Genomic DNA, 23,695 nt, shown 5'->3' on the forward strand with positions numbered 1-23,695 from the left:
GTTCCTTACGCTTAGAATTTAGTAGTCGATTTGTTCAATCGTTTTGTGCTGGTTCGAGTACACGCAAATATCGCCAGCAATGGTTAGCGATTTTTCAGCAATCTCACGGGCGGTTAGTTCAGTGTTTTGAATTAAAGCCAGTGCGGATGCGTGGGCAAAGTTGCCCCCTGAGCCAATAGCGACAATGTCGTGCTCAGGTTGTACTACGTCACCATTACCTGTGATGATTAATGATGCTTCAGTGTCGGCGACAATCAGCATGGCTTCTAGGTTGCGCAGCATTTTGTCTGTGCGCCAGTCTTTGGCTAGCTCAACCGCTGATTTAAGTAAGTGGCCTTGATGCATTTCTAGCTTGGTTTCAAAGCGTTCAAATAAGGTGAATGCATCTGCGGTGCCGCCAGCAAAACCTGCTAGCACCTTGTTGTTATATAGACGACGCACCTTACGTGCATTGCCTTTCATGACAGTATTGCCGAGGGAAACTTGGCCATCGCCTGCGATGACAACTTGATTATTGCGGCGTACGGATACGATTGTAGTCACGGGAAATCCTCTTCATTTAACAGCCAAGGAGTCTGTGTCGCTGGCTGACTGATAAAGCAGATATGGGGACAGTGAAGATAAATTCAAGGTATAGATAACACTCAGGCCACATAAAGTGGCCTGAGCGGTGGATTTTGGGGCGATTAAGCTTTGGTTACTTGTCTTGAGTGACTAGCAGACTTATTGCCACAGCCAGATTTTACAGCCGTTAATGCCGCCACGTTGCAGGATGTGACGCTGGCTTTCAGCTTTACGTTTACCTTCAAATGGACCAAGTACCACCTTGTACCAAAGGCCGGTTGTGCCTTCGGTGCGCTTAACTTGCGCTTCCATACCCTGGAATGCAATTCGCGCTTTTAGTTGTTCGGCCTGCGACTCTTTACGGAATGAGCCACATTGCATTTGGTAAAGCTTTACCTGCACCATTTCTGACTCAGGAATGTCTACCTCGATTTGCTTGTTTTCAAGCTCTTCTTGGTAAGTCCATTTTTGTTGAGGCTTAGGTGGCAGCTCGTCTTGCGCTTTTGGCTTAGGTTTGGGTTTAGTTTGCTCTTTAACCACAGGCGCAGGCTCAACAGGTGTTGGCGCATCGCTCGTGGCTAACCAGTACAAAAAGTAAATAAAACCGGCGGCAAAGCTGACGGTAAACAAGATGATACCGAATGGTACTGGTTTTTTGGCAGGCGCTTTTTTGCCGCGCGAGCTGCGCGGCTTAGCGTTTCTTGGTTTACGGTTGGCGTAATCTCGGCTCATAGTTACATGCGCTCTAAGGTTTCGATGCCTAGTAGTGATAAACCTGTTTTCAGGGTGTTTGCGGTTAGCTTAGCAAGCAATAGACGCGAGTGTTTTTGCTCCTCGGTGTCGGCTGCTAGCACTGGGCAAGCCTCGTAGAAGCTTGAGAACTCGCTTGCTAGCTCGTACAGGTAACCACAAAGTACGTGCGGCTGACCTTTGTCTGTCATGCGCGCAAGAATTTCGTTGAACTGAGCCAGCTTGGTTGCTAAATCTTTCTCTTTTTCATGCTCAAGTACAATCTTAGCGTTAGTTAAATCAACGCCTTCTGCACGCTTAAAGATACCGGCTACACGGGTGTATGCGTACAGTAGGTAAGGCGCGGTGTTACCTTCAAAACTCAGCATTTGCTCGAAGCTAAAGATGTAGTCGCTGGCACGGTTTTTAGAAAGGTCAGCGTATTTAACTGCGCTGATACCGACAACGCGAGCGATTTCAGTTAGCGTTTGCTCGTCCATATCTGGGTTCTTGCTGCGTACTAGCTCAAGTGCACGGGTGTTGGCTTCATCAAGCAGGTCAACCAACTTAACTACGCCGCCAGAGCGGGTCTTAAATGGCTTGCCATCTTCACCGTTCATGGTGCCAAAGCCTGTGTGCTCTAGTGACATGTCTGGGCTAACAAAGCCTGCTTGACGGGCTAGGCTAAATACTTGTTGGAAGTGCAGCGCTTGGCGCAGGTCAACAAAGTACAGTACGCGATCAGCTTTTAGCACGTTTGAGCGGTAACGCATTGCTGCCATATCTGTTGTGGCATATAGGTAGCCGCCATCTGCTTTTTGGATGATAACTGGCAGTGGCTCACCGTCTTTGGTTTTAAACTCGTCCTGGAATACGACTTTAGCGCCGTCACTTTCAGTTAGTAGGCCTTTGGCATCAAGGTCGGCAACCACTTGGTCTAGGTCATCGTTATATGCGCTTTCGCCGCGTACGTCTTCACGGGTTAGGCTAACACCTAAACGCTCATAGATTTCCATACAGTGACTTAGCGAGATGTCGTTAAATTCGCGCCATAGTTTGTTGCAGTATTCGTCGCCTGATTGCAGCTCAACTACTAGCTTACGGGCGCGAGTGGCAAACTCTTCTGACTCGTCAAAACGTACTTTTGCGGCGCGGTAGAATTCTTGTAGATCAGAAAGCTCAAGTGATGCTTGCTCTTGGTTGCTTGCGCGTAGCTCTTCCATGTATGCCAGTAGCATACCGAACTGAGTACCCCAGTCGCCGACGTGGTTTTGGCGGATAACTTTGTGGCCCAAGAACTCAAGTGCGCGAACCACACTGTCGCCAATAATGGTTGAACGCAGGTGACCTACGTGCATTTCTTTGGCTAGGTTTGGTGATGAGTAGTCAACCACAATGGTTTGCGGCTTTGGTAATTCAATACCAAGGTGCTCATCGTTTAGCGCTGCTTGCAGTTGGTTGGCTAGGGCGTTGTCATCAATAAAGAAGTTGATGAAACCTGGGCCTGCAATTTCAACTTTAGCGACATGGCTAGACTCAGGCAGGTTGTCGATGATCAACTGCGCGATTTCACGTGGGTTCTTCTTTGCCACCTTGGTTAGCATCATTGCTAAGTTAGTTGCTAGGTCGCCATGGCTTTTATCTTTGGTTCGGTCTACCTGAATACGTGCTTGAAAATCAGCAGGGATAATTTCTTGCTGTTTAAACGATTCAATGGTTTGTTCAAGTAAAGAGATAATATGTGATTTCATGGCGTTACTTTGCACTCAAGGTGGATTCAAAAATGATGACGCGGTTGGCCAAATAACGAGTAAAAACTCAAGTTTGACCGAACCGCATATTTTACTCATTTCTACTGCCTAAATGCTATCCGTTTTGCATCATTATGGTGAATTTTTGCAGAAAATTTTATGACGCGGATTCAGGCTTGGGGTTAGCTAGGTTTAGTGGCTGCGGGAAATATTAGAATGCAGCAGCTAGCAGGGTGATAACTTAGTTACATCAAATCTTGCGGATCTCTGTCGATGCTCCAGCGGCAGCGTTTTTGCTGTGGTAGCTGCTCAATTTGCGGCAGAGCCTGCTCAAATGCTGCTTGTAGCTGATTACGCTCTTTCGTTTGGAACAATAACTGACGGCGATATTTGCCTGCTTTACGATCGAGCGGCGCTGGAATTGGGCCAATGACTTCGCAATGGGTGTTTTGCGGCAGTAACTCGCTTACCGCTTGCAAAAAGTCGTCGGCATCTTGGGCGTTATGGGCTTCGGCGCGAATAAGCAGCATGTGCCAAACCGGTGGCAATAGTGCCTGACTTCGCTCGGTAAGTTGGTTTTTCGCAAAGTGGTGATAGCCGTGTTTAAGAATATCGCGAATGACCACATTGTCGCTTTGGTGAGTTTGCAGCAGTACTTTACCTGGTTTATCTGCGCGGCCTGCGCGGCCAGAAACCTGTGTATAAAGCTGGGCAAATCGCTCTGGGGCGCGAAAATCGGCGCTAAATAGCGCGCCATCGACATCAATCAAACCAACTAGGGTGACATCAGGAAAGTGATGTCCTTTAGCCAGCATTTGCGTGCCAACTAAGATCTTATACTCGCCTTTGTGAATGGCATGCAGCTGTTTCTCAAGTGAGCCTTTACGGCGGGTAGTATCACGGTCGATTCGCACCACTGGATATTGCGGGAATATTTTTTCTAGCTCTTGCTCTAGCTGCTCTGTGCCTAAGCCTTGCCCCATTAACATAGTGCTGCCGCATTGGTGGCATTGCTTTGGAATCGCGTATTCGTTGCCACAGTGATGGCAGCAAATCTCGTTAAGCCCTTTATGCACGGTAAAGAAGGCATCGCAGCGATCGCACTCATGTAAGTGGCCGCACTCGTGACACAGCAGCGCTGGTGCAAACCCGCGGCGGTTTAAGAACAGCAGTACCTGATTGCCCGCATCGAGGTGGATGCGCATTTCATTAATTAATGAGTCAGACATGCCCGCTTTGAGCGGCAAGGAGCGAATATCGATCAGCCCTTGTTTGACCTTTTGTGCTTTACCAGCACGCTCACTTAACTCGATATGGTGGTAGCGACCATTAAGGGCGTTTTGCAGGGTTTCTAATGATGGCGTTGCTGTGCCAAGGATGACTGGCACCTTTTCATAATTGCCGCGCATCACGGCTAAATCACGGGCGTGATAGCGCACGCCTTCTTGCTGCTTAAAGCTGGCATCGTGCTCTTCATCGAGAATAATCAGCCCAGGATAAGCCATAGGCGTGAACAGCGCTGAGCGAGTGCCGATAATAATTGCCGCTTGCCCTGAGCGCGCAAGTCGCCAGGCATCGAGGCGTTGATTGTCGGTTAGCCCTGAGTGAATCACAGCGACATGCACATCAAAGCGTCGCTTAAAGCGATTAATGGTTTGAGGTGTAAGACCAATCTCTGGCACTAAAATCAGCGCCTGCTTGCCTTGTTTAAGCACATTTTCAAGTACATTGAGGTACACCTCAGTTTTACCTGATCCGGTAATGCCCTCTAATAAGGTGCAGTGATAACCTTGCTGCTGATTAAGCACTGACACCGCTACAGCTTGTTGCTTATTAAGCTTATGAGCTGACTCGTTCATTACAAGTTGCTGACGCCAAGACAGGTCGATACTCACTTCAACTTGCTTTTTCTCAACCCAGCCTTTGTCTTGCAATGCTTTTAGCGCAGCTTTACTCAGCTCAAGAGCGTTGAACTCATCCATAGTAATAGAGTGTGAGTTTGATTCTTGCTGCAGCTTTTGCAGTAGGCGTTTTTGCGCCGGTGCGCGGTTAAGCACATTCAATTCTGCCTCTAACCCTGCTGACGTTAATGCCAAATGCGTAATCGACTTGGGCGCGGCATCTTCACCTTTACGCAGGGCGACCGGTAGCGCTTGGCTGAGCATTTGCCCCTGACTGCAAAAATAATATCTAGCTGCCCACAGGGTGAGTTTGAAAAGTGACTCAGGGATTAATGGCTCGTGCTCAAGTATCTCGGTGACGGGCTTGACTTTACTGGTATCGAACTGGCATTCAACATTAAGCTTGGTGATTAAGCCGATTTGTTGCCTAGGGCCAAATGGCACTTTTACCCGCAGGCCAACTTTAACCTGAGTTTGCTGTTCTGCTTTCAATTGGTAGGTAAAGTTTTGACGCAGAGGAACGGGCAGGGCGACTTCAACAAACACAAGCTTAAATTCATAAAGGGACGATACAATCAGTGTACCTTTATCTAGCGCTATGTGAATTAAATATTTTTGCGGTTTGCTATCGGTAAGACGTTAACTATGCCCTTGTTAACAACCTTATAAAGAGTGGGTTGAATTATCACCTGATTAAGGCTTAATCTAGGTATTAAGCTCAGTCTTTGGTTTTAGTTAGCGAAGCTCTTGATGTTGGTGAGCCAGTTAGTTTCGTGTTGGTATCCCTTTATAGGCACCATTAAAGCGGCATACTAGACGGTTTACTCTTGAATGCGCAGTAGTATTACTATTTGCTAGGTTAAAAACAAAGGCTGGAATTTGTAACTGGTTTTTTGAGCCAGCTCTGGTAGTTATGCAAATTTTTCTTTACTATCATTGCGTTGTTATCTGCTTTATAAGTTACATTGACGGATCCAAAACAATAATTCAGGTACGGTGATTTACGGCTTTTTTAAGTGTTACCAAAACTGAAAATAATCAAAAAGGATTGATTTGATGAAAGCGTTTGCAGCGTTAGCCCTTCTGGTTACGCTGGTTTTTGGCACAACAGCAACGGCATTTGCTGAAATAAGCCATGTCAGAATTGATAGTAATCAGTACGAAGCAGGCTCGCTTCCTACTATTTACGTAAATGTTGAGACCGAGCATAAAGATGTTTCTCGGCTTAATTTCTATCTGCGACAAATCTATCGCGGCACCATTATTCTTGAAAAGTTAGAAGTGCTAACAAGCACGGGCACGCGTATTGCGCTTAAAGGCAAAGAGCCTATTCAAGATCCTAACGCAACGTTAATCGTGTCTGAGTATCGCCATTCTAAGTGGCAGCAATATAAGCCTGTGCCTGTGTTTGATGACAACGACTTTTATAATAAGTCGAAAGCGGTTGCTAAAAAGACGATGAAAGCAACTAAGCCAAAGCCTGTTGTTACAGCTCAAGCTAAACCTCAACCTAAGCCACAAGCCGAACCCCAAGCTAAGTCAAAGTCTGAGACTTTAGTTGCTGACTCAAGCAAAAAGCCCGCTAAGCGCACTTATTCATCACAGCCTGTAGTTGTTGCTAGCACTGGCGCAGCAATGAGCGACGATAACCTCGCAGGGTGTGAAGTGCTACGAGATGATGGCGATACCCTATGGCGCATAGCAGCTAAAAATCAGCGAGTATGGAATACCAATACGTTTGGTGCCATGTTAGCAATCCACGATGCCAACCCGCAGGCGTTTAAGCGTGGTGAGATAGCGCATTTACGTGCTGATGTTGAGCTTGAATGCCCGACTCAGTCGATATTAGATAACTATGTGGACGTGAACGCTGACAAACGTAGCTTTGATTTGCGCGTCGCAGGCAAGGTCGAGCTGGCTGAAAACGCATTAGAAGATACGCTAGACAATGCTGTAGCAGTAACTCCAGCATCTGAGCAACAAGCGCAAGACTTTGCACAAGCTTCTGACCCTGAACAAGTTGTGGTGGCGGAAACGGCAGATGAAGCTGTTGAAAGCGCGGCAGCTATGACTAATGCCAGTGATACTGTTAAAGAGATACAAGCTTCAGTGGCAGAAGAGCCGTTTACCGAGCAAATTGATGCGCCCTTGACTGACGAGCTAAAGTCTAACAAGCTGACTTCTGAGCAAGTGAGCGCAGAAGATAAATCTGCAGCCATCGTAGAAGATATTCGTAACTCAGATATTGCGGTGAAGCTTGCTGACCTTGATGAGCAGCAAGAAGAAGTGGCGATTAAAACAGATGGCGACTGCGTGTTAGAACGTGGCGAAGGTGAAACCTTATGGAAGTTAGCACAGAAGTATTCTAAGTCGTGGGATGTTGGGCTGTTTGGTGCCATGCTCGCGATTTATGAAGCTAACCCTAGAGGCTTTGCAGGCGGTAAAATCTCTAAGCTGCGCGCTGACGTTGAGCTTGCGTGTCCAAGTGATGCAGTGCTTCAGGTGTACCGCGATAATGACAGCAACAAAGAAGAGTTTGATACCCTATTTGCTCGGTAAGGTGAGCCAAACCTTAGCTATACAGCGGGGTAAAGTGCTTTAGTGCATTGCCAAGTGGCAGTAAAAATTCCAACATATTTTGCGAATCAAGCCTAATTTGTCCATTGCGGATAAATTAGGCTTGTTTGTATAGCGTATTAGCTGTATTATCTCGCGCCTAAATCAGATTGTTAATTAACTGCATGTGGTGCTCAACTTCGGGTTGGGAGAGCGACATGGCCTTAAACTGAGGTAATCCAAATGAAACCAGGTATTCACCCTGAATATGCAGAAATCACTGCAACTTGTACTTGTGGTAACGTTATCAAAGTAAACTCTACTGCTGGTAAAGATTTACACTTAGACGTATGTGGTGCATGTCACCCATTCTACACTGGTACTCAGAAAGTTGTTGATACCGGTGGTCGTATCGACAAGTTCAACAAGCGTTTCGGTATGCTTGGTAAGAAGTAATCGATTTCGATTACTCATAAAAGGCGCCTTAGGCGCCTTTTTTGTTGCTTGTTTTTTAAGTGCTTGGGTTAGCCAATTGACCAATTCTTCTGGGTTGCAGCCCTATTTCCATTAAAATTTTTTGTTATAAATAAGAGATTTTTTATTCAGTGTAAATATTGTTATGTTTACGAATAAAATTGCACCAAAAATTAATAAAACTGACAAGAGATTGCTAAATCTTGTTATTTTCCTACATTTTTAACTTGTTGATTTATAAGTGCAGTTTTTCAATAAGTTTTCATTTTAGCTTTTTATGTTTTTCATCCTCTGGTAAGTCCTGTTTTGGACATTTTTTGATTTAACTCCATCGCTAACTAGCGTATGGTTAGCCTGATTTTGCCAGCCCCAACTTTCATGTGGGGAAATCGAGCAAAACACGCGGCCTAATTCCTTAAAAAATTGTGCATTTCAGGATGTAAAAAATGTCAGATTTTCGTCAACAAGCTCTCGATTACCATGAATTTCCAGTTGCCGGTAAAACGGCTGTAAAGCTGACCAAGCCAGCGCAAACTAGCCATGACTTGTCTCTGGCTTATAGCCCTGGTGTCGCTGAGCCTGTCCGAGAAATTGCAGCGGATCCTGACAATGCTTACCGTTACACCAACAAGGGTAATACGGTTGCGGTTATTTCAAACGGTACTGCTATCTTAGGTTTAGGTAACTTAGGCCCATTGGCGTCGAAGCCTGTAATGGAGGGTAAGGCGCTGTTGTTCAAACGCTTTGCTGGCATTGATTCAATTGACCTTGAAGTTAAGCACCGTACAAGCGAAGAGTTTATTCAAACCGTTGAAGCGATTTCTGATTCATTTGGTGGTATTAACCTTGAGGACATCAAGGCGCCAGAGTGTTTTGAAATTGAGCGTGAGCTTATCTCGCGTTGTAACGTACCCGTATTCCATGATGATCAGCATGGCACCGCAATTGTGACTGCCGCTGGTATCATCAATGCCCTAGAAATTCAGGGTAAGAAGATTGAAGAGTCGATTTTCGTGTGTATGGGCGCAGGTGCAGCCGCTATTGCTTGTATGACCATGATTGTTAAATGTGGTGCACTACGTGAGAACGTCTACATGCTAGACCGTCAGGGTGTATTGCATACTCGCCGTGAAGAAATTAATGAGTACAAAGCACTGTTCGCTAACAATACAGACAAGCGTACTCTGCAAGATGTTATTACTGGAGCTGACGTTTTCTTAGGTCTGTCCGGTGCAGACTTATTAAAAGAAGAAGACATAGCGTTAATGGCAGAAAACCCAGTGGTATTTGCCTGCTCTAACCCTGACCCTGAAATTAAGCCAGAACTTGCTCACGCTACTCGCACTGACTTAATTATGGGTACCGGCCGCAGTGACTATCCAAATCAGGTCAACAACGTGCTTTGCTTCCCATTTATCTTCCGCGGTGCGTTAGATGTGCGTGCTAGCTGCATTAATGATGAAATGAAGATTGCTGCAGTGCGTGCAATTGCTGATCTTGCTAAAGAGCCGGTGCCAGCTGAAGTACTTGCTGCATATCCTGACGTGGATTCATTAGAGTTTGGTCCAGATTACGTGCTGCCAAAACCAATGGACCCACGTTTACTGCCAAACGTCGCGCGCGCAGTATCTCAAGCAGCAATAGACTCAGGTGTGGCATCGATTGACACCTTACCGCAAGATTACGAGATCTAATTTGGCTGTAACTTTGTCGCATTAGGGTTTTAATGCGCACAGCAAACTTAATAAAAGGGGCATTTGCCCCTTTTTTGTATTTGAAGTTTGCATGCTAGCGTGTTGTAGTAAGCTCTATGCATATTTGAGCACGGAACTCGCCAGTTGCCCTTGTGAAGGGGATTGTCAGCGTTTCATCTGACACTGGTTTATAACAATAATAAGTCACTTTTCTGCAGGGCCGCAGTACCATGAAATTGACCAAAATCCTCACTAAAAAACTCACCAGCTTCTGGATGTTGTCGCTATCGGCCGTCGCTTTTGTGTTCTTGCTTACCGCTGCCATCAGTTTTATCCAACTTACCTATTCATTTCAGCAGCAAAAAGTCACTGAGTTACATCAGATTGTTACCGAGCATTATCATGAAGAAGACCTGCAGCAGCTCACCGTGTGGCTAGAGCCTATGTTGCAAGCGTTCCATGCCAGTGAGTTTGAGCTCACCCGCAATGGCGAGTCGCTTATTCGTCTTGAGCCAAAAGCATCAGACTCGTTTAATTATTATAAGCGCTATCGCTTTGAGATCGATGCCAAAGAGCAGGTGATGATGCTTATTAGTTTGCCTCAGCCTTATACTCTGCATTCGCCTGATTGGTACGAATATCTCACCTTATTTATTGGGCTTAGCGCTATCGGCATGTTTGTACGTTTTGGTTACGGCTGGATTAGCCGCGAGGTAAATGGTATCGAGGTGCTTGCAGCGCGCAGTAAACAAGTGCTCGATGGCGAGTATAAAGCTGCTAGCGAAGTTTCCCGCAAGGGTAAGCCTATTGTTATTAATCGAGCGTTGACCAAGTTGTTACATGAACTGGAAGATGCCAAAAAAGAGCGCGGCCGTTTTGATAAATTTATCCGCTCCAATACCTTTTTAGACTCAGACACTGAAATTGGTAACCATATCTTTTTCGCTAACCGTCTTGATGCCTTAAGTAATCATCAAGTGATGATCGCCCATGGCGTGGTGATGTTGGTTGAATTTGATGAGTTCGACTCTGGAGCTGCATCTGTTAGTCAAGCGATGGTAGCCGTGTCGCAAGCTGTTAATAAGCTGATCGAGAATATTCCTGATAGTTTTATTGCGCGGCGCCGAAAGCATCAGCTGGCAATTGTGGTGCCGCAATTGTCGTTAACTGAAGCCGATACTTTGGCGAGTAGGGTGCTGAATAACTGTTTGGCGCTACCAATGGATGATGTGGTAGAAGAAGACAACTACCTACACGTTGGCGCAGCGTTTTATAAGTCGGGCGATGTCACCAGTCAAATTGTCGAAGAAGCTGAAATGGCACTTAAGGCGGCGCAGCTGCAGCGAATAAACACCTGGTTTATGTACGACAAAGGTGTGCTTGATAGTGAAATTGCTAAAGGTTCAGTGCGTTGGCGCAGCTTCTTAGAAAATGCGTTAGTGGCCAAGCGCTTTTATCCGCTAGTGCAAACCATTGTCGATAGTGATGAAAAGCTACTGTATCGCGAGGTATTCACTCGCGCTCATGATGCCAATGGCAGCGATGTACGCGCCACCTTGTTTATCCCAATGGCAAACAAATGTGGTTTGATGCCGCAGATTGAGCGGCAAATGCTGACTTTGGTAATGCAGCAAATCATGTCCGTAAGCAAGGATACATACTGCGTCAACTTGAGCTTTGACTCACTCACCAGCCGCGCGTTTGTGCGTTGGTTGCAATCAACATTATTGGAACATAGACCACTAGCACAGCGCCTAGTGTTTGAGGTGTCTGAGGACATTATTGTTAAGCATCAGAGTCACCCTATGCTGATCAAAACCCTTGATATGATCCGTAAAATGGGCGCTAAACTGGCAGTTGACAATGTTGGTCAGCAGGTAGTGGGTACTCACTATATTCAAGAGTTTCATTTTGACTTAGTAAAACTGCACCGTTCAATTGTGCGTGAAATTCATCAACGCTCTGAAAACCAGTTGTTTATCCGCTCGTTAATTGGTGGCCTGTATCGTGCTGAGGTGCAAGTACTCGCTGAGGGGGTAGGGAGTTTTGAAGAGTGGCAAACATTGAAAATTTTGGGCGTCAGTGCGGCGCAAGGTGAGTATTTTGGCTCAGCGCAGCCTGAGATTTTGGCCTAAGTTATTTATTGCGCTACTGATACTTGTCGTCGTACCTTCACTGCGTCATGGCTGGTAATGGTCTTATAATTGCATATTCAATATGTACTGGGCCTATTTGGGCAAATTCGAATAAATAGCGTCAATACTTGTGTATCCCTAGTTAGCAAACTATCTTAATTAAAGGCACATTTTTACAGTAAATTTCTATAAAATTAGCCAATTAGCGTTTAGAATTGTGGGATAACAAATTTTGACGGTAAATCACAACTAATGTTGTATTTTTGTCAATATACACATGCATAGTAAATGCAGATAAATATAAGCACCACGTGCTTTATAAGACTATGGAAAGCATAAATGAGTAATCGCTTTTTTGAAAAGTTGGCGTTTTGGCAAACTCACTCTGCGTCGGGCGAGTTGGGCGTGTTTGTAAGCGAAAGCGCAATTTATGTTTACCAGGCCGCTAAAAACGACGCGCCAGAACAAGCTGTCACGTATGAAGTGAGCAATGGTCAGTGGCGGGACGCGTTTGAAGCGATGAAGTCTCAATTTGGCGCTGCTAAATTACAAATCATTCTATCTGATGGCTTATATCAGCTACTGCAAGCTGACAAACCCAACGTTGAACCCTCTGAAGTTAACCAGGCATTGATCTGGCAAATCAAAGATATGGTAACTGAGCCAGTTACCAATATTCATCTCGATTATTTTGAAAGCCCAGTGACTAATAACGACAAAGTTAACGTGGTGATTTGCAGCCGTGAGTTCTTGGTTGAGCTTGCGGTGATTTGCGATGACCTTGGCTTTAGCGTTAATGGCATTAGCATTGAAGAGTTGGCTCTCAGACATTTATTCAAAGATGACCCGATGGCGCACCTGTTGGTGATGCACCTTCCTGAGCAAGAGTTGTTACTGTCTGTGGTAAAAGCTGGGCAGTTATTAATGCACCGCCGTATTCGCGGCTTTAACCAGTTAGATACGGTGAAAGCTGAAGAGCTAGGTTATGGCATGGCTGATAACTTGAGCTTAGAGATCCAGCGCTCAATGGATTATTTTGAAAGTCAGCTACGTCAGCCGCCTGTATCGTCAATCAAATTACTTGTTGGCGGTGAAGCTGCGCGCTTGACTGAGTTAGTGGCTGCTAACTTTAACCAAACCGTGCAAGAAGTAGAACATCAGGGTGTAGCCAACTTTGTGGCAAAGTTAGCTATGCATGAATTAGTGCGAGGCCAAGCATGACCAAGCAGACAGTAAATTTATATTCCAGTCACCTGCTGCCGCCTAAACTAAGGCTGTCGTTTAAGCGCTTGATGGTAACGAGCGCAGTAATGGTAGTTGTTGCCTTGTTTATTGGAATGGGTCTAGCGTGGCAAAGCTCGCAGCGCAACAATGAAATCATTGCCGCGCAAGCACAAAAATCGACATTTGATCTTAAAAAGCAGCAACTAGAAGCACAAATTGCAGCAAGACAACCTGACGCAGCTTTGGTTGCTAAAGTCGAGCTAGAGCAAAAAAGGCTCGAGCTTAAACAGTTACTCAAGGGCGAGCTAAGTGCCAGACGTTCTGAAGTCAGCATGGGCTATTCTCCATTATTGATGGATCTTGCCAAGGTGTCTGATTCGTCAGTTTGGTTAAGTCGCATTCAGGTTAATGACGGTAAATATGAGTTTGAAGGTTACGGCTCAACGGCGCAAAGCATTCCTATGTGGGTTGAAAAGCTTAAAGGTACTGAAACCTTAAAAGGTTACTCGTTTGCCTCAATGACCATGAACCGTGGGGAAGATAAACCATTGGCATTTAAGCTAACCAGTACCCCTGTTGAGGAGAGTGAGCAGTGAATCAGCAGTGGCAACAATTAGAAACTAAGTTTAATGACCTTAGCCAGCGCGAGCGCGGACTTATTGCGTTAGTAGTCATTATTATCGTTGCTATGGTGGCGTTTACCTTGCTTGAAGGCCAATTTAAAGATCTGCAACGACTGAAAGGGCAGTTAACTAGCCTTGAGAATGAAAATCGTATTTCTGAGCAGCAAATCGCTTTGTATGAGCAGCGCTTAACCTTAGACCCAAATGACGATTATCGTCAGCGTTTGGTGTTGCTTGAAGAGCAAATGGCGCAAGTTGATGCTGAGCTTAAGTCGCAGATGATTGATATGGTGCCAGCAGACTATATGCCGACGGTGCTATCTAATTTATTGGCAAACATGAAGGGCGTGACTTTAGAGTCGTTCGCATCAATCCCGCCAGTGCCACTGATCCAAGTTGGTGAGCAAGAGAAAATGAACTTATACAGTCACGGCATTCGCTTATCGCTTACCGGTGACTACTTTTCCATTATGAAGTTTGTGCAAGCCGTTGAAGATATGCCAGACAAACTATTTTGGGAACGATTAGATTACCAGGTTGATAGTTATCCTAAAGGTACTATTGAGTTGGAAATGTACACATTGAGCATTAATAAGGACTTTATCGGTGTTGCTAAGCAAGATTAATTGGCTAAGTAAAAAGAGTTGGCTAGTGGTTGTGACATGTTTGTCATTGCTAGCGAGCTTGCCTGCAACTAGCCAAACACTGCGCGACCCAACTAGGCCAGGAAAAGGCCAGGTTGTGACATCGTCATCGCAAACAACAACCCAGAAATTAGTGCTAAAGAGTATTGTGACTGGTGCTAATCGCCATGCCGTGATTAACGACCAAATCGTATCCGTCGGTGAAGTGATTCAAGGGCGTAGAGTGTCGTATATAGGCGATGACTACGTCAACTTTTCTGATGGCGGCAAGTTGCAATTATTCAAGTCGGTTATAAAGAGATAGGAACGGCAATATAATGAAATCGTTGAAAATTTTAACCCCAGTACTATCCCTATGTTTAGTGGCTTGTCAGTCTACTAATCGTCCTGAGCCGACAGCTGTTAAAGGCGCGTTAAATGAGTCTGTGCAAACTGCTACTGCGCCAGCTAAAGCTACTCCACCACCTGCGGTTATGCCTGCAGATGTGCAAGCTGAACTGAATAACTCACGCAATATTGCTGCTACAAGTCCGGCTCGCCCAGCTGAGCGACGTTTTGATGTGTCGGCAAATGATGTGGATGCAAAAGTGTTCTTTCCAAGCCTGGTTAAAGGCACGCCATTAAGCGTTGCAGTGCATCCAGATGTAGAGGGCAGTATTTCCTTATCGTTAAAAGGTGTGACCCTTTCTGAAGCGGTGCAAGTGGTAGAGGATATTTACGGTTATGAAGTGAGTCGTGAAGGCCGCATATTACGTATTTTCCCAGCAGGTATGCGTACAGAGACTTTCCCGCTGAACTACTTGTACATGGAACGTGAAGGGTTATCGTTAACCTCTGTTAGCTCGGGCCGCATTTCAGATAACAATAATAATTCGAACAACAATAACAGCAGTAACAACAGCTCGAACAACTTCAGCAATAATAGTAGTAATAACTCCAACGGCAATAACAACAATAACAATAGCAGTGACAACACTAATGGCACTTTTATTCGTTCAAAAACCAAAACTGACTTCTGGGGTGAGCTAGAAGATACGCTGGCTTCAATTATTGGTCACACTGGTGATGGTCGTAAGGTTGTGATCACCCCACAAGCAGGTTTAGTGACGATTCGCGCTTATCCAAATGAACTGCGCCAGGTGCGTGAGTTTATTAAAAAGGCCGAGTCGCATTTGCAGCGTCAGGTGATCTTAGAAGCGAAAATCTTAGAAGTGACTCTGTCTGATGGTTACCAGCAAGGTATTCAATGGGACAATGTTGTTGGCCATATTGGTGATACCGACATTACCTTTGGTACCGGTGCAGGTCAGGGCTTAAGCGACTCTATTACGAGCGTGATTGGCGGGGTTACATCTATCAATGTTAAAGGTAGTGACTTTAATACCATGATCAGCTTGCTCGATACCCAAGGTGATGTTGATGTGCTTTCAAGCCCACGCGTAACTGCGTCTAACAACCAAAAAGCGGTGATTAAAGTTGGTAATGATGAGTATTTTGTGACTGACGTATCGTCAACAACCGTTGCAGGTACTACGCCAGTGACAACGCCGCAGGTCGAGCTAACGCCATTCTTCTCTGGTATCGCGTTAGATGTTACCCCTCAAATTGATGAAGATGGCAATGTACTATTACATGTTCACCCTTCAGTCATCGACGTTAAAGAGCAAACTAAAGAGATTAAAGTCAGTGACTCAACCCTTGAACTGCCGCTTGCACAAAGTGAGATCCGCGAGTCTGACACTGTCATTAAAGCTGCGTCAGGTGACGTTGTAGTCATTGGTGGTTTGATGAAGAGCGATAGCGTTGAGCTAGTATCAAAGGTTCCGCTACTGGGTGATATTCCTCTTTTGGGGGAAGCCTTTACTAATAGAAGTCAATCAACCAAGAAGACTGAACTCATCATTATGCTTAAGCCGACAGTGGTGGGCGGTGATACCTGGGCGAATGAGTTACAGCGTTCACAAGACTTAATCGAGCGTTGGTATCCTTCTGAGCAGTAATGCCGAAGAGACGCGAACATGTATTTGCAGCATTTTGGTTTATCACAGTTTCCATTCACTTTAACGCCAAATACTGAATTCTTTTTTGGCTTAGCGCCTCATGTAGAGGCGCTACAAGTGCTGCAAACAGCCATTGAAACCGGTGAAGGCTTTATTAAGGTAACTGGTGAGGTGGGTACAGGTAAAACACTGGTATGCCGTAAGTTACTTAGCGATTTACCAACGCAATACTATTGTGCCTATCTACCTAACCCATACTTAACTCCAGTTGAGCTAAGGTGGGCGGTTGCCAACGAGCTTAAAGTCGATGCGCCAGGCGATACTAATCAGCAGCAATTAACCTTACTTATCCAAAAGCGTTTGATGGAACTGCATCAAAAAGGTTATCACGTTATTTTAGTGTTGGATGAAGCTCAATCTTTACCTGATGACAGTATCGAGGCATTAAGACTTTTTACTAACCTCGAAACTGAAAGTAGCAAGCTTTTGCAAGTTGTTCTGTTTGGTCAGCAAGAGTTAGATGAGCGCTTAAGTACAGCGAAGTTTAGGCAGCTTAGGCAGCGCATCACCTTTAGTTATCATTTACGTCCGCTCAGCTGGGACGAAGTACAGGCTTACATGTTGCACAGGCTTAAGGTTGCCGGCTATCAAGGCAATAATCTATTTACTGAGGCTGATGTTAAGTTTCTCGCAAAAGCAGCGCGTGGTATCCCGCGTTTGGTCAACATTCTCGCTCATAAAAGCCTACTGTTGTGCTTTGGTGAAGGCGCCAAACAGGTGAGTATCAAGCATTGCCGCGGCGCAGTGATCGATACCGAAGATGTTGAGTTACAGAGTGTTGTTTCGAATCGTTATAAATGGGGCTGGTTGCTGGCGTTACTTGTAGCCATTGCAGCTGTCGTTAGTGGAATACAACAGGATTGTTGCAGTGACTTACTTGCACGAATGAGAGATTTGATATGAGTGTAATTAATAAGATGCTGCAAGATTTGGACAAAAGGCAGCAACCTCAAGGTGAGCAAGAGGCCAAGGAAGAGTCTGCACGTAGTGAATTTGTTCGCCCACAACTTGATTACCAACAGCAATCACAGACGTCCAAGTTCAAAGGTGCAAGGGTTTCTAAGCCGTTAGTGATTTTATTAGGTTTACTGATCCCTACTGCAGCTATTGGCGTGTATTTACTGCAGTCTTCATCGCAATCTTTACCGCAAACAGCGCCGGACACCGCATCGCAACCAGCGCTTAATAAGACTTCAACAGTACCTCAAGATTTGCAGCCTCAAGCTGACGCAACTGAGCAAGATACATCAGCACTAGCTGAACCTACAGAGCCTGTTGTGGTCGCGGCAAGCTTAAGCGAAAAGCCGCTAAGTGAAAACTCGGTGAGCGAAAAGTCGAGCGCTGATTTAGTCGCGAATGAATCAGCCACTGCCGCTACTGAGGTGAGTGTCACCAATGCTAATCAGGCTAGCCCTGACGCTGAAGTTGCAGTTAAACCTGAAGCAATAGAGTTAGCCTCAGCTGAAAAGCCAACGGAACAAGATAGTAAAGATATTCAGGTTAAAGAAGTCGCCAAATCTGCCACTGAAAATGCGAGCAAAGCTATTGATGATAAGCCTGCTGAAACCGCGACTGTCGCTAAGGTTAAGCCTGCAAAGGATGAGATAAAACCCGCTCAGATGGTGGTTAAAGAGGTAGTACTAAGTAAAGCGCAATTAGCTCAGCGAGAGTTTGCCAAGGCGATAGATGCTGAAGATAACTTCAACCTTGAACGCGCTACCAACTATTATCTTGAAGCTATCATGATTAAGCCTGACTATCACGAGGCGAGAAAACGTTTAGCAGCTGCCCACCATCAAATGCAAAATACTACTAGGTCAATCCGTGTGCTAGAACGCGGCGTAAGTATGTACCCAAATGAGTTGGAATTTTATGTATTGATGTCTAATTACTTATCGGCAAATGGTGAGTACGATAGAGCTTTAGCCAAATTAGACAATATTGCCGATAACAGTATGTGGGCTCGCGATAAGTGGATCGAGCAAAGTGCCATAGCTCAGCAAGCGAAAAGACCACAGTTAGCAGAGCAAGCTTATCGTAACCTAGTACGTGTTGAGCCTAATCAGGGTCGTTGGTGGATGGGGTTAGGTTATGCACTCGACTCGCAGCAATCTTATGCCCAGGCTGCTCAGGCATACCGCTCAGCACTTGACACCAATGGGCTGTCAAACGCCGCAATTAACTATATGGAAAACCGTTTACGAGAGTTAGGAGATAACCTATGAAGCCGAAGTTGAAGATGCGATTAGGTGATTTGCTAGTTCAAGAGCAGATTATTACTGAAGATCAACTGCAGCAAGCCCTTTCTGAGCAGCGCAATACTGGCCGCAAGTTAGGTCGCACCTTAATTGACTTACAGTGCATCAGTGAAAATCAACTGCTGCAATTTTTGTCTCAGCAGTTGAATTTACCTTATTTGGATATCAGCCGCCGCCCAATTCCACCTGAAGTGGTTAATTTACTGCCGGAAGTGCAAGCGCGCCGCTATCGTGCGTTAGTGGTTGAAAGTCATCATGACCACTTACTGGTGGCAATGAGCGACCCTGCTGATTTACAAGCTATCGACAATCTTGAAGTCTTGATAGCGCCCAAGCAGTTAAAGTTAGCTGTTTGTCCTGAGCAACAGTTGCTTGATGCTTTTGATAATTTATATCGACGCACAGATCAAATTGCTGAAATTGCCGGTAAGTTAGAAGAAGAATACGCCGCCGACGATATGTTCGATTTGGCGAACTTAACTCAAGGCGACAGCGATAGTGAAACTACCGTTGTAAAACTGCTGCAGTCGATTTTTGAAGATGCGGTGCAAATGCGCGCATCGGATATTCATATTGAGCCAGGCGAAACTGTGCTGAGGATCCGTCAGCGTATTGATGGTCAGCTACATGAAAACACCTTAAATGAGGTAAACATTGCCTCGGCGTTGGTGCTGCGTTTGAAGTTGATGGCAGGTCTGGATATTTCAGAGAAACGTTTGCCTCAAGATGGCCGTTTCCATATTGAGATTAATGGGCACAAGATTGACGTTCGTATGTCCACCATGCCGATTTATCACGGTGAGTCAGTAGTAATGCGTTTACTCGACCAAACCGCTGGCTTACGTACCCTTGATGAAACCGGTATGCCGCCGGCGATTGTCGATCGCATTCGCAAACAAATTCGTCGACCTCATGGCATGTTGTTGGTCACCGGGCCGACAGGTAGCGGTAAAACTACCACGCTTTACGGTATCTTGAGTGAGTTAAATACTGCTGATAGAAAGATTATTACTGTAGAAGACCCAGTTGAGTATCAGTTACCTAGGATCAATCAGGTGCAAGTGAGCCATAAGATTGGTCTCGATTTTTCGCACGTTTTAAGAACAACCTTACGTCAAGACCCGGACATCATCATGGTGGGTGAGATGCGTGATCAAGAGACTGTCGAAATTGGTCTTAGAGGTGCATTGACTGGTCACTTCGTTCTGTCAACTTTGCATACCAATGATGCGGTAACCAGTGCGCTGCGTTTACTTGATATGGGCGCGGCGGCTTACCTAGTTGCAAGTGCGCTAAGAGTGATTATTGCTCAGCGACTGGTACGTCGAGTATGTAATAACTGCGCAGTTGACTATCAGCCTACTGCAGCTGAGCGTAGCTGGCTGTCTAGTGTTGGCCACATTGATTTAGCTCAGGCGAAATTTAGAAAAGGAACAGGGTGTCAAAGCTGTAATGGCTCGGGCTATCGTGGACGTATTGGTATTTTCGAAATACTTGAGTTAGACGAAAACATGATTGATGCAATGCGTACCGGTAATCCACAAGACTTTGCTCGTGCTGCTAAACAAAGCCCTAACTTTATTCCGTTAGCCGAATCGGCCATGGAGTATTTACAACGAGGCACTACAACTATTGAAGAAGTCGCTAAACTTGTAGAAGACGTAAGCGAGTCGACAGTCCCATTAGCGGATGAGTTAGTTAATCAACCTCATGGCGGGATTTAAGCTATATGGCATTATTTGAATATCGCGGAAGAGACGCACAAGGGCAGTCTGTAAAAGCCCAGCTTGAAGCTGCCAGTGAGAGTGCTGCAGCGGATACCTTGCTGTCTCGCGGTATTATTCCATTAGAGTTACGAGAGGTAAAACAGGGCAAGGGGATTTCACTTGCGAGTATTTTCGGCAGTAAGGTTTCGTTAGAAGAGCTGCAAATTTTTACTCGCCAGATGTACTCGTTAACGCGATCAGGTATTCCTATTCTTCGGGCTATTGCTGGATTGTCTGAAACCACCCACTCTCAAAGGATGAAAGATGCGCTTGATGATATTTCTGAGCAGCTTACATCTGGCCGCCCGCTTTCATCGGCGATGAATCAGCACCCTGATGTGTTCGATTCTTTATTTGTGTCTATGGTTCATGTCGGCGAAAACACAGGTAAGCTAGATGAGGCTTTTCTCCAGTTGTCAGGTTACATCGAGCGCGAGCAGGAAACTCGCAGGCGAATTAAGTCGGCGATGCGCTACCCTATGTTTGTTTTGCTCGCCATTGCACTAGCAATGGTGATCCTCAATATCATGGTGATCCCTAAGTTTGCAGATATGTTCTCGCGCTTCGGCGCTGAGCTGCCTTGGGCAACGAAACTACTTATTTCAACATCTAACCTTTTTGTGAATTACTGGCCGCACATGCTGGTGGCATTAGTTGGTGTTGTGGTTGGCGTTCGAGTATGGCACCAAACAGAAAAAGGTGAGAAACAGTGGGATAAGTGGAAGATGCACATTCCAGCGGTTGGCTCCATTATTGAGCGTTCGACCCTGTCACGTTATTGCCGCAGCTTCTCGATGATGCTCAGCGCTGGTGTGCCAATGACACAAGCATTAAGTTTGGTTGCTGATGCGGTCGACAACGCCTATATGCATGACAAAATCGTTAACATGCGACGCGGTATTGAATCGGGTGAGTCAATGCTTAGGGTGTCCAACAACAGTGAGATGTTTACACCCCTAGTGCTGCAAATGGTTGCTGTAGGTGAAGAAACTGGACAAATCGATCAGCTACTTACCGATGCTGCAGACTTTTATGAAGGTGAGGTTGATTATGACCTCAAGAATTTGACCGCTAAGTTAGAGCCAATCTTAATTGGTTTTGTTGCAGGCATAGTGCTCATTCTAGCCTTGGGTATTTACCTGCCTATGTGGGATATGCTCAATGTTGTGAAAGGTGGCGGTTAGTGGAAAAGCAACAATTCGCCGAGCATGACATCATCAAGGCTTATGGTCGCATCATATCCGTTACGATTTTAGTCATAGTGCTAGGTGTTTTGGGATATAGGCATTTTAGCTCCATCCCAAGTCTGGTGGGGCAGAGTCTGGCAATCGAGCATAAACGTTTGCTTAATATCTTGGCTATGGTTCGCAGCCAGTGGCTGTCGTCAGGTCGCCCATCGAGCTTGCTGTTAGATTGGGATAGCTTGGCCTCAAATATGCAGGCATCTAATCAAGGTGTAACTGGTCAAGATAATGGCGCAAACTCAAGCGAAGACGAGACCGATTTAAGTAACTTAGGTTTTACCGATAATAGAATCTCGCTTTCTGCTAATGGTTGGCCGTTATTAGAAACGGAAAATAAAGCGGGATGTTACCGTTTGTGGCATCAATTACTTGCCAGTAGTACAGATGAGCTCAGTGTTAGCTATGATGCAAAAAATAAAATTTGCCGCTACATGGCCGATAACAATGATAGTGTCAGCTATCAAGTGAGCTCTGGGCGAGTGATTTATTTTGCGGGAGGCAATTAACCCTGCTTAAAGCTTAATCAACTTAACTAAAGTTAGGTAAAGTTAGCTAAAGTAAGGTGCAACCCGAGTTGGAACGGGTTTTAATATTTGTGAGTAATTGTCAAAAAGTGGCATACAAACCGTTAATAATACTTGTGTATTACGGTTGGTTATTTTAATTTAGCTGCTAATATTAATGCTAGGTATTTAGTAGCTGTAATTATCATTAAAGTTATTGAATTGTAACAAAGTTAGTAGGGTTTTATGTGGATTACTTATTCACTTTTAAACCGTGTTTAGGGCGGTATAGCGACTAACTTTGTAGAACTGAGTCTTTACACGTGATTTGTGGGTTACTCAATGGGGTAGCTAGGTTTAAAAGGTGATTTTATGGTTACAAAGCAAAAAGGCTTCTCGTTAATCGAACTGGTTATCGTGATTGTGATTTTAGGTTTATTGGCTGCAACAGCTATTCCGCGTTTTTTAAACGTAACTGATGATGCTGAAAATGCGAGTATCGACGGTGTTGCTGGTGGTTTATCGACTGCGGTAGGCTTTGTGCGAGCACAGTGGGAAGTTGATGGTCGCCGTAATACTGCAGTGATTTTAGATGGCACCAGTATCTCATTAGACACTCGTTTTGGTTTTCCAACAGGCTTAACCAATACCGATGTTACTTCAGTAACAGACACGCACTGTCAGGAAATCTTTAATAACGTGCTGCAAAGTGCGCCTCGTAACGTACTTTATAATGCTGATGCTCGTAACCAACGCTACACGGTACGCGTACTCAATGGCGTAGGCGGCAGCTCAACAGCTATTGATGGCACAACGGTTTCTGGCATTGACCTATGTGTATACCACCAGGTTGCGTCGCTAGTGCTAAACCAAACTACAGGTGTACCAACGCCTGCTCCAGATTTAAATACAGCCGGTGCTAAAGGCATTACCTATAACCCAGCAACGGGTCAGGTATTGTCATTCACTAATAACTAAAACAGATTCAAATCTATACGATAGCCTGGCTATCAAGTCAGAAATGCTAAGAGGTCGTTAACATGCAAAAGCAACAAGGTTTTACATTAATTGAGTTGGTGGTAGTTATCATCATCCTGGGTATTTTGGCGGTTACAGCTGCTCCTAAATTCATCAACTTGCAAGGCGATGCTCGCGTATCTGCTCTTCAAGGTTTAAAAGCATCTATTCAAGGTGCAAACACTTTAGTCTATTCTAAAGCTGCTTTAGCGGGCAAAGAGAAGGGCACGAGTCAAACGGTTACCATCTCTGGTGATGCATCAGCAAACCCTGCAACTAACGTAGACGTGACAACTGATTATGGCTACATGACAGCATTGCTTGTTAATTTTCAAAATGCAGTGCAAATTGATGTCGCTGCTGGCACAGACCCTGGAGCCGCAGGTTTAACAACCGAGTGGATTTTCGATGCTGCTACAGGTGATTTTTGGCAAGTAGGTGCCCCATCAACATGCAAGCTAACATACACTGCTGCAGCATCTGCTGGTGCGTTACCGACGTTTTCAGCTATCCCAGCAGCAACTGATTGTTAATAATAAGAAGTAATTTCGG

The 23,695-nt window shown here is 45.3% G+C and carries 20 protein-coding genes; 16 read left to right on the forward strand and 4 right to left on the reverse strand.

The features are described 5' to 3' along the window. Positions 1 to 18: 18 nt before the first annotated feature. The 4 genes from hslV to priA form a co-directional block, all read right to left on the reverse strand. Positions 19 to 543 (reverse strand): ATP-dependent protease subunit HslV, encoded by a 525-nt coding sequence (gene hslV, locus G3R49_RS17390; RefSeq protein ID WP_130600298.1) that lies wholly within the window; start codon positions 541 to 543, stop codon positions 19 to 21. Between the two features lie 180 nt (positions 544 to 723). Further along, positions 724 to 1,296: an SPOR domain-containing protein gene (locus G3R49_RS17395; protein ID WP_130600300.1), complete on the reverse strand. Its 573-nt coding sequence runs from the start codon at positions 1,294 to 1,296 to the stop codon at positions 724 to 726. Positions 1,297 to 1,298: 2 nt separating this feature from the next. Next, positions 1,299 to 3,044 (reverse strand): arginine--tRNA ligase, encoded by a 1,746-nt coding sequence (gene argS, locus G3R49_RS17400; RefSeq protein WP_167870513.1) that lies wholly within the window; start codon positions 3,042 to 3,044, stop codon positions 1,299 to 1,301. A gap of 245 nt (positions 3,045 to 3,289) precedes the next feature. Further along, entirely contained in the window at positions 3,290 to 5,491 is a 2,202-nt protein-coding gene (priA, locus tag G3R49_RS17405; RefSeq protein WP_167870514.1) for a primosomal protein N', read from the reverse strand. 510 nt (positions 5,492 to 6,001) lie between these two features. On the opposite strand from priA, the gene G3R49_RS17410 reads away from it, so the two are divergent. The 16 genes from G3R49_RS17410 to G3R49_RS17485 all read left to right on the forward strand — a co-directional run bounded on the left by G3R49_RS17410 (position 6,002) and on the right by G3R49_RS17485 (position 23,676). Next, positions 6,002 to 7,504, forward strand: a complete 1,503-nt coding sequence (locus G3R49_RS17410) for a LysM peptidoglycan-binding domain-containing protein (RefSeq protein WP_167870515.1) — start codon at positions 6,002 to 6,004, stop codon at positions 7,502 to 7,504. A 240-nt stretch (positions 7,505 to 7,744) separates the two neighbouring features. After that, positions 7,745 to 7,957, forward strand: coding sequence for a 50S ribosomal protein L31 (gene rpmE, locus G3R49_RS17415; protein ID WP_130600308.1), 213 nt, complete (start codon positions 7,745 to 7,747; stop codon positions 7,955 to 7,957). A 464-nt stretch (positions 7,958 to 8,421) separates the two neighbouring features. Then, complete coding sequence (locus G3R49_RS17420; RefSeq protein ID WP_167870516.1) at positions 8,422 to 9,669, forward strand: malic enzyme-like NAD(P)-binding protein; 1,248 nt, start codon at positions 8,422 to 8,424, stop codon at positions 9,667 to 9,669. A gap of 230 nt (positions 9,670 to 9,899) precedes the next feature. Beyond that, a complete protein-coding gene (gene csrD / locus G3R49_RS17425; RefSeq protein WP_167870517.1) occupies positions 9,900 to 11,804 on the forward strand; it encodes an RNase E specificity factor CsrD in 1,905 nt (634 codons plus the stop codon). Between the two features lie 339 nt (positions 11,805 to 12,143). After that, positions 12,144 to 13,025, forward strand: coding sequence for a biogenesis protein MshI (locus G3R49_RS17430; protein WP_167870518.1), 882 nt, complete (start codon positions 12,144 to 12,146; stop codon positions 13,023 to 13,025). Next, positions 13,022 to 13,624, forward strand: coding sequence for a PilN domain-containing protein (locus G3R49_RS17435; protein WP_167870519.1), 603 nt, complete (start codon positions 13,022 to 13,024; stop codon positions 13,622 to 13,624). Before G3R49_RS17430 ends, G3R49_RS17435 begins: the two co-directional genes overlap by 4 nt. Further along, positions 13,621 to 14,277 (forward strand): MSHA biogenesis protein MshJ, encoded by a 657-nt coding sequence (locus G3R49_RS17440; RefSeq protein WP_167870520.1) that lies wholly within the window; start codon positions 13,621 to 13,623, stop codon positions 14,275 to 14,277. Before G3R49_RS17435 ends, G3R49_RS17440 begins: the two co-directional genes overlap by 4 nt. 25 nt (positions 14,278 to 14,302) lie before the next feature. Continuing rightward, positions 14,303 to 14,599, forward strand: a complete 297-nt coding sequence (locus tag G3R49_RS17445) for an MSHA biogenesis protein MshK (RefSeq protein WP_167870521.1) — start codon at positions 14,303 to 14,305, stop codon at positions 14,597 to 14,599. Positions 14,600 to 14,612: 13 nt separating this feature from the next. After that, the gene (gene mshL, locus G3R49_RS17450; protein WP_130600321.1) at positions 14,613 to 16,295 is read left to right on the forward strand and encodes a pilus (MSHA type) biogenesis protein MshL; all 1,683 of its coding nucleotides are present in this window, start codon (positions 14,613 to 14,615) and stop codon (positions 16,293 to 16,295) included. Between the two features lie 18 nt (positions 16,296 to 16,313). Then, positions 16,314 to 17,258 (forward strand): ExeA family protein, encoded by a 945-nt coding sequence (locus G3R49_RS17455; RefSeq protein ID WP_167870522.1) that lies wholly within the window; start codon positions 16,314 to 16,316, stop codon positions 17,256 to 17,258. After that, complete coding sequence (locus tag G3R49_RS17460; protein ID WP_167870523.1) at positions 17,255 to 18,580, forward strand: M48 family metallopeptidase; 1,326 nt, start codon at positions 17,255 to 17,257, stop codon at positions 18,578 to 18,580. The genes G3R49_RS17455 and G3R49_RS17460 overlap by 4 nt, the downstream gene beginning before the upstream one ends. After that, complete coding sequence (locus G3R49_RS17465) at positions 18,577 to 20,337, forward strand: GspE/PulE family protein (RefSeq protein WP_167870524.1); 1,761 nt, start codon at positions 18,577 to 18,579, stop codon at positions 20,335 to 20,337. The genes G3R49_RS17460 and G3R49_RS17465 overlap by 4 nt, the downstream gene beginning before the upstream one ends. Positions 20,338 to 20,342: 5 nt before the next feature. Beyond that, positions 20,343 to 21,563: a type II secretion system F family protein gene (locus G3R49_RS17470; protein ID WP_130600329.1), complete on the forward strand. Its 1,221-nt coding sequence runs from the start codon at positions 20,343 to 20,345 to the stop codon at positions 21,561 to 21,563. Next, a complete protein-coding gene (locus G3R49_RS17475) occupies positions 21,563 to 22,129 on the forward strand; it encodes a hypothetical protein (protein WP_167870525.1) in 567 nt (188 codons plus the stop codon). The genes G3R49_RS17470 and G3R49_RS17475 overlap by 1 nt, the downstream gene beginning before the upstream one ends. Before the next feature lie 369 nt (positions 22,130 to 22,498). Continuing rightward, entirely contained in the window at positions 22,499 to 23,104 is a 606-nt protein-coding gene (locus G3R49_RS17480; RefSeq protein WP_130600333.1) for a type II secretion system protein, read from the forward strand. Between the two features lie 62 nt (positions 23,105 to 23,166). Then, complete coding sequence (locus tag G3R49_RS17485; protein ID WP_167870526.1) at positions 23,167 to 23,676, forward strand: type II secretion system protein; 510 nt, start codon at positions 23,167 to 23,169, stop codon at positions 23,674 to 23,676. Positions 23,677 to 23,695 lie beyond the last annotated feature (19 nt).

It is taken from the genome of Shewanella sp. WXL01, from assembly GCF_012263345.1.
Taxonomy (GTDB): Bacteria; Pseudomonadota; Gammaproteobacteria; order Enterobacterales; family Shewanellaceae; genus Shewanella; species Shewanella maritima.

Excerpts from the sequence above, each read along its gene's own strand:
- G3R49_RS17395 (WP_130600300.1), bottom strand. The coding sequence starts at position 1,296 with ATGAGCCGAGATTACGCCAACCGTAAACCAAGAAACGCTAAGCCGCGC.
- argS (WP_167870513.1), bottom strand. The coding sequence starts at position 3,044 with ATGAAATCACATATTATCTCTTTACTTGAACAAACCATTGAATCGTTT.
- G3R49_RS17410 (WP_167870515.1), top strand. The coding sequence starts at position 6,002 with ATGAAAGCGTTTGCAGCGTTAGCCCTTCTGGTTACGCTGGTTTTTGGC.
- rpmE (WP_130600308.1), top strand. The coding sequence starts at position 7,745 with ATGAAACCAGGTATTCACCCTGAATATGCAGAAATCACTGCAACTTGT.
- G3R49_RS17420 (WP_167870516.1), top strand. The coding sequence starts at position 8,422 with ATGTCAGATTTTCGTCAACAAGCTCTCGATTACCATGAATTTCCAGTT.
- csrD (WP_167870517.1), top strand. The coding sequence starts at position 9,900 with ATGAAATTGACCAAAATCCTCACTAAAAAACTCACCAGCTTCTGGATG.
- G3R49_RS17430 (WP_167870518.1), top strand. The coding sequence starts at position 12,144 with ATGAGTAATCGCTTTTTTGAAAAGTTGGCGTTTTGGCAAACTCACTCT.
- G3R49_RS17435 (WP_167870519.1), top strand. The coding sequence starts at position 13,022 with ATGACCAAGCAGACAGTAAATTTATATTCCAGTCACCTGCTGCCGCCT.
- mshL (WP_130600321.1), top strand. The coding sequence starts at position 14,613 with ATGAAATCGTTGAAAATTTTAACCCCAGTACTATCCCTATGTTTAGTG.
- G3R49_RS17455 (WP_167870522.1), top strand. The coding sequence starts at position 16,314 with ATGTATTTGCAGCATTTTGGTTTATCACAGTTTCCATTCACTTTAACG.
- G3R49_RS17460 (WP_167870523.1), top strand. The coding sequence starts at position 17,255 with ATGAGTGTAATTAATAAGATGCTGCAAGATTTGGACAAAAGGCAGCAA.
- G3R49_RS17465 (WP_167870524.1), top strand. The coding sequence starts at position 18,577 with ATGAAGCCGAAGTTGAAGATGCGATTAGGTGATTTGCTAGTTCAAGAG.
- G3R49_RS17470 (WP_130600329.1), top strand. The coding sequence starts at position 20,343 with ATGGCATTATTTGAATATCGCGGAAGAGACGCACAAGGGCAGTCTGTA.
- G3R49_RS17480 (WP_130600333.1), top strand. The coding sequence starts at position 22,499 with ATGGTTACAAAGCAAAAAGGCTTCTCGTTAATCGAACTGGTTATCGTG.
- G3R49_RS17485 (WP_167870526.1), top strand. The coding sequence starts at position 23,167 with ATGCAAAAGCAACAAGGTTTTACATTAATTGAGTTGGTGGTAGTTATC.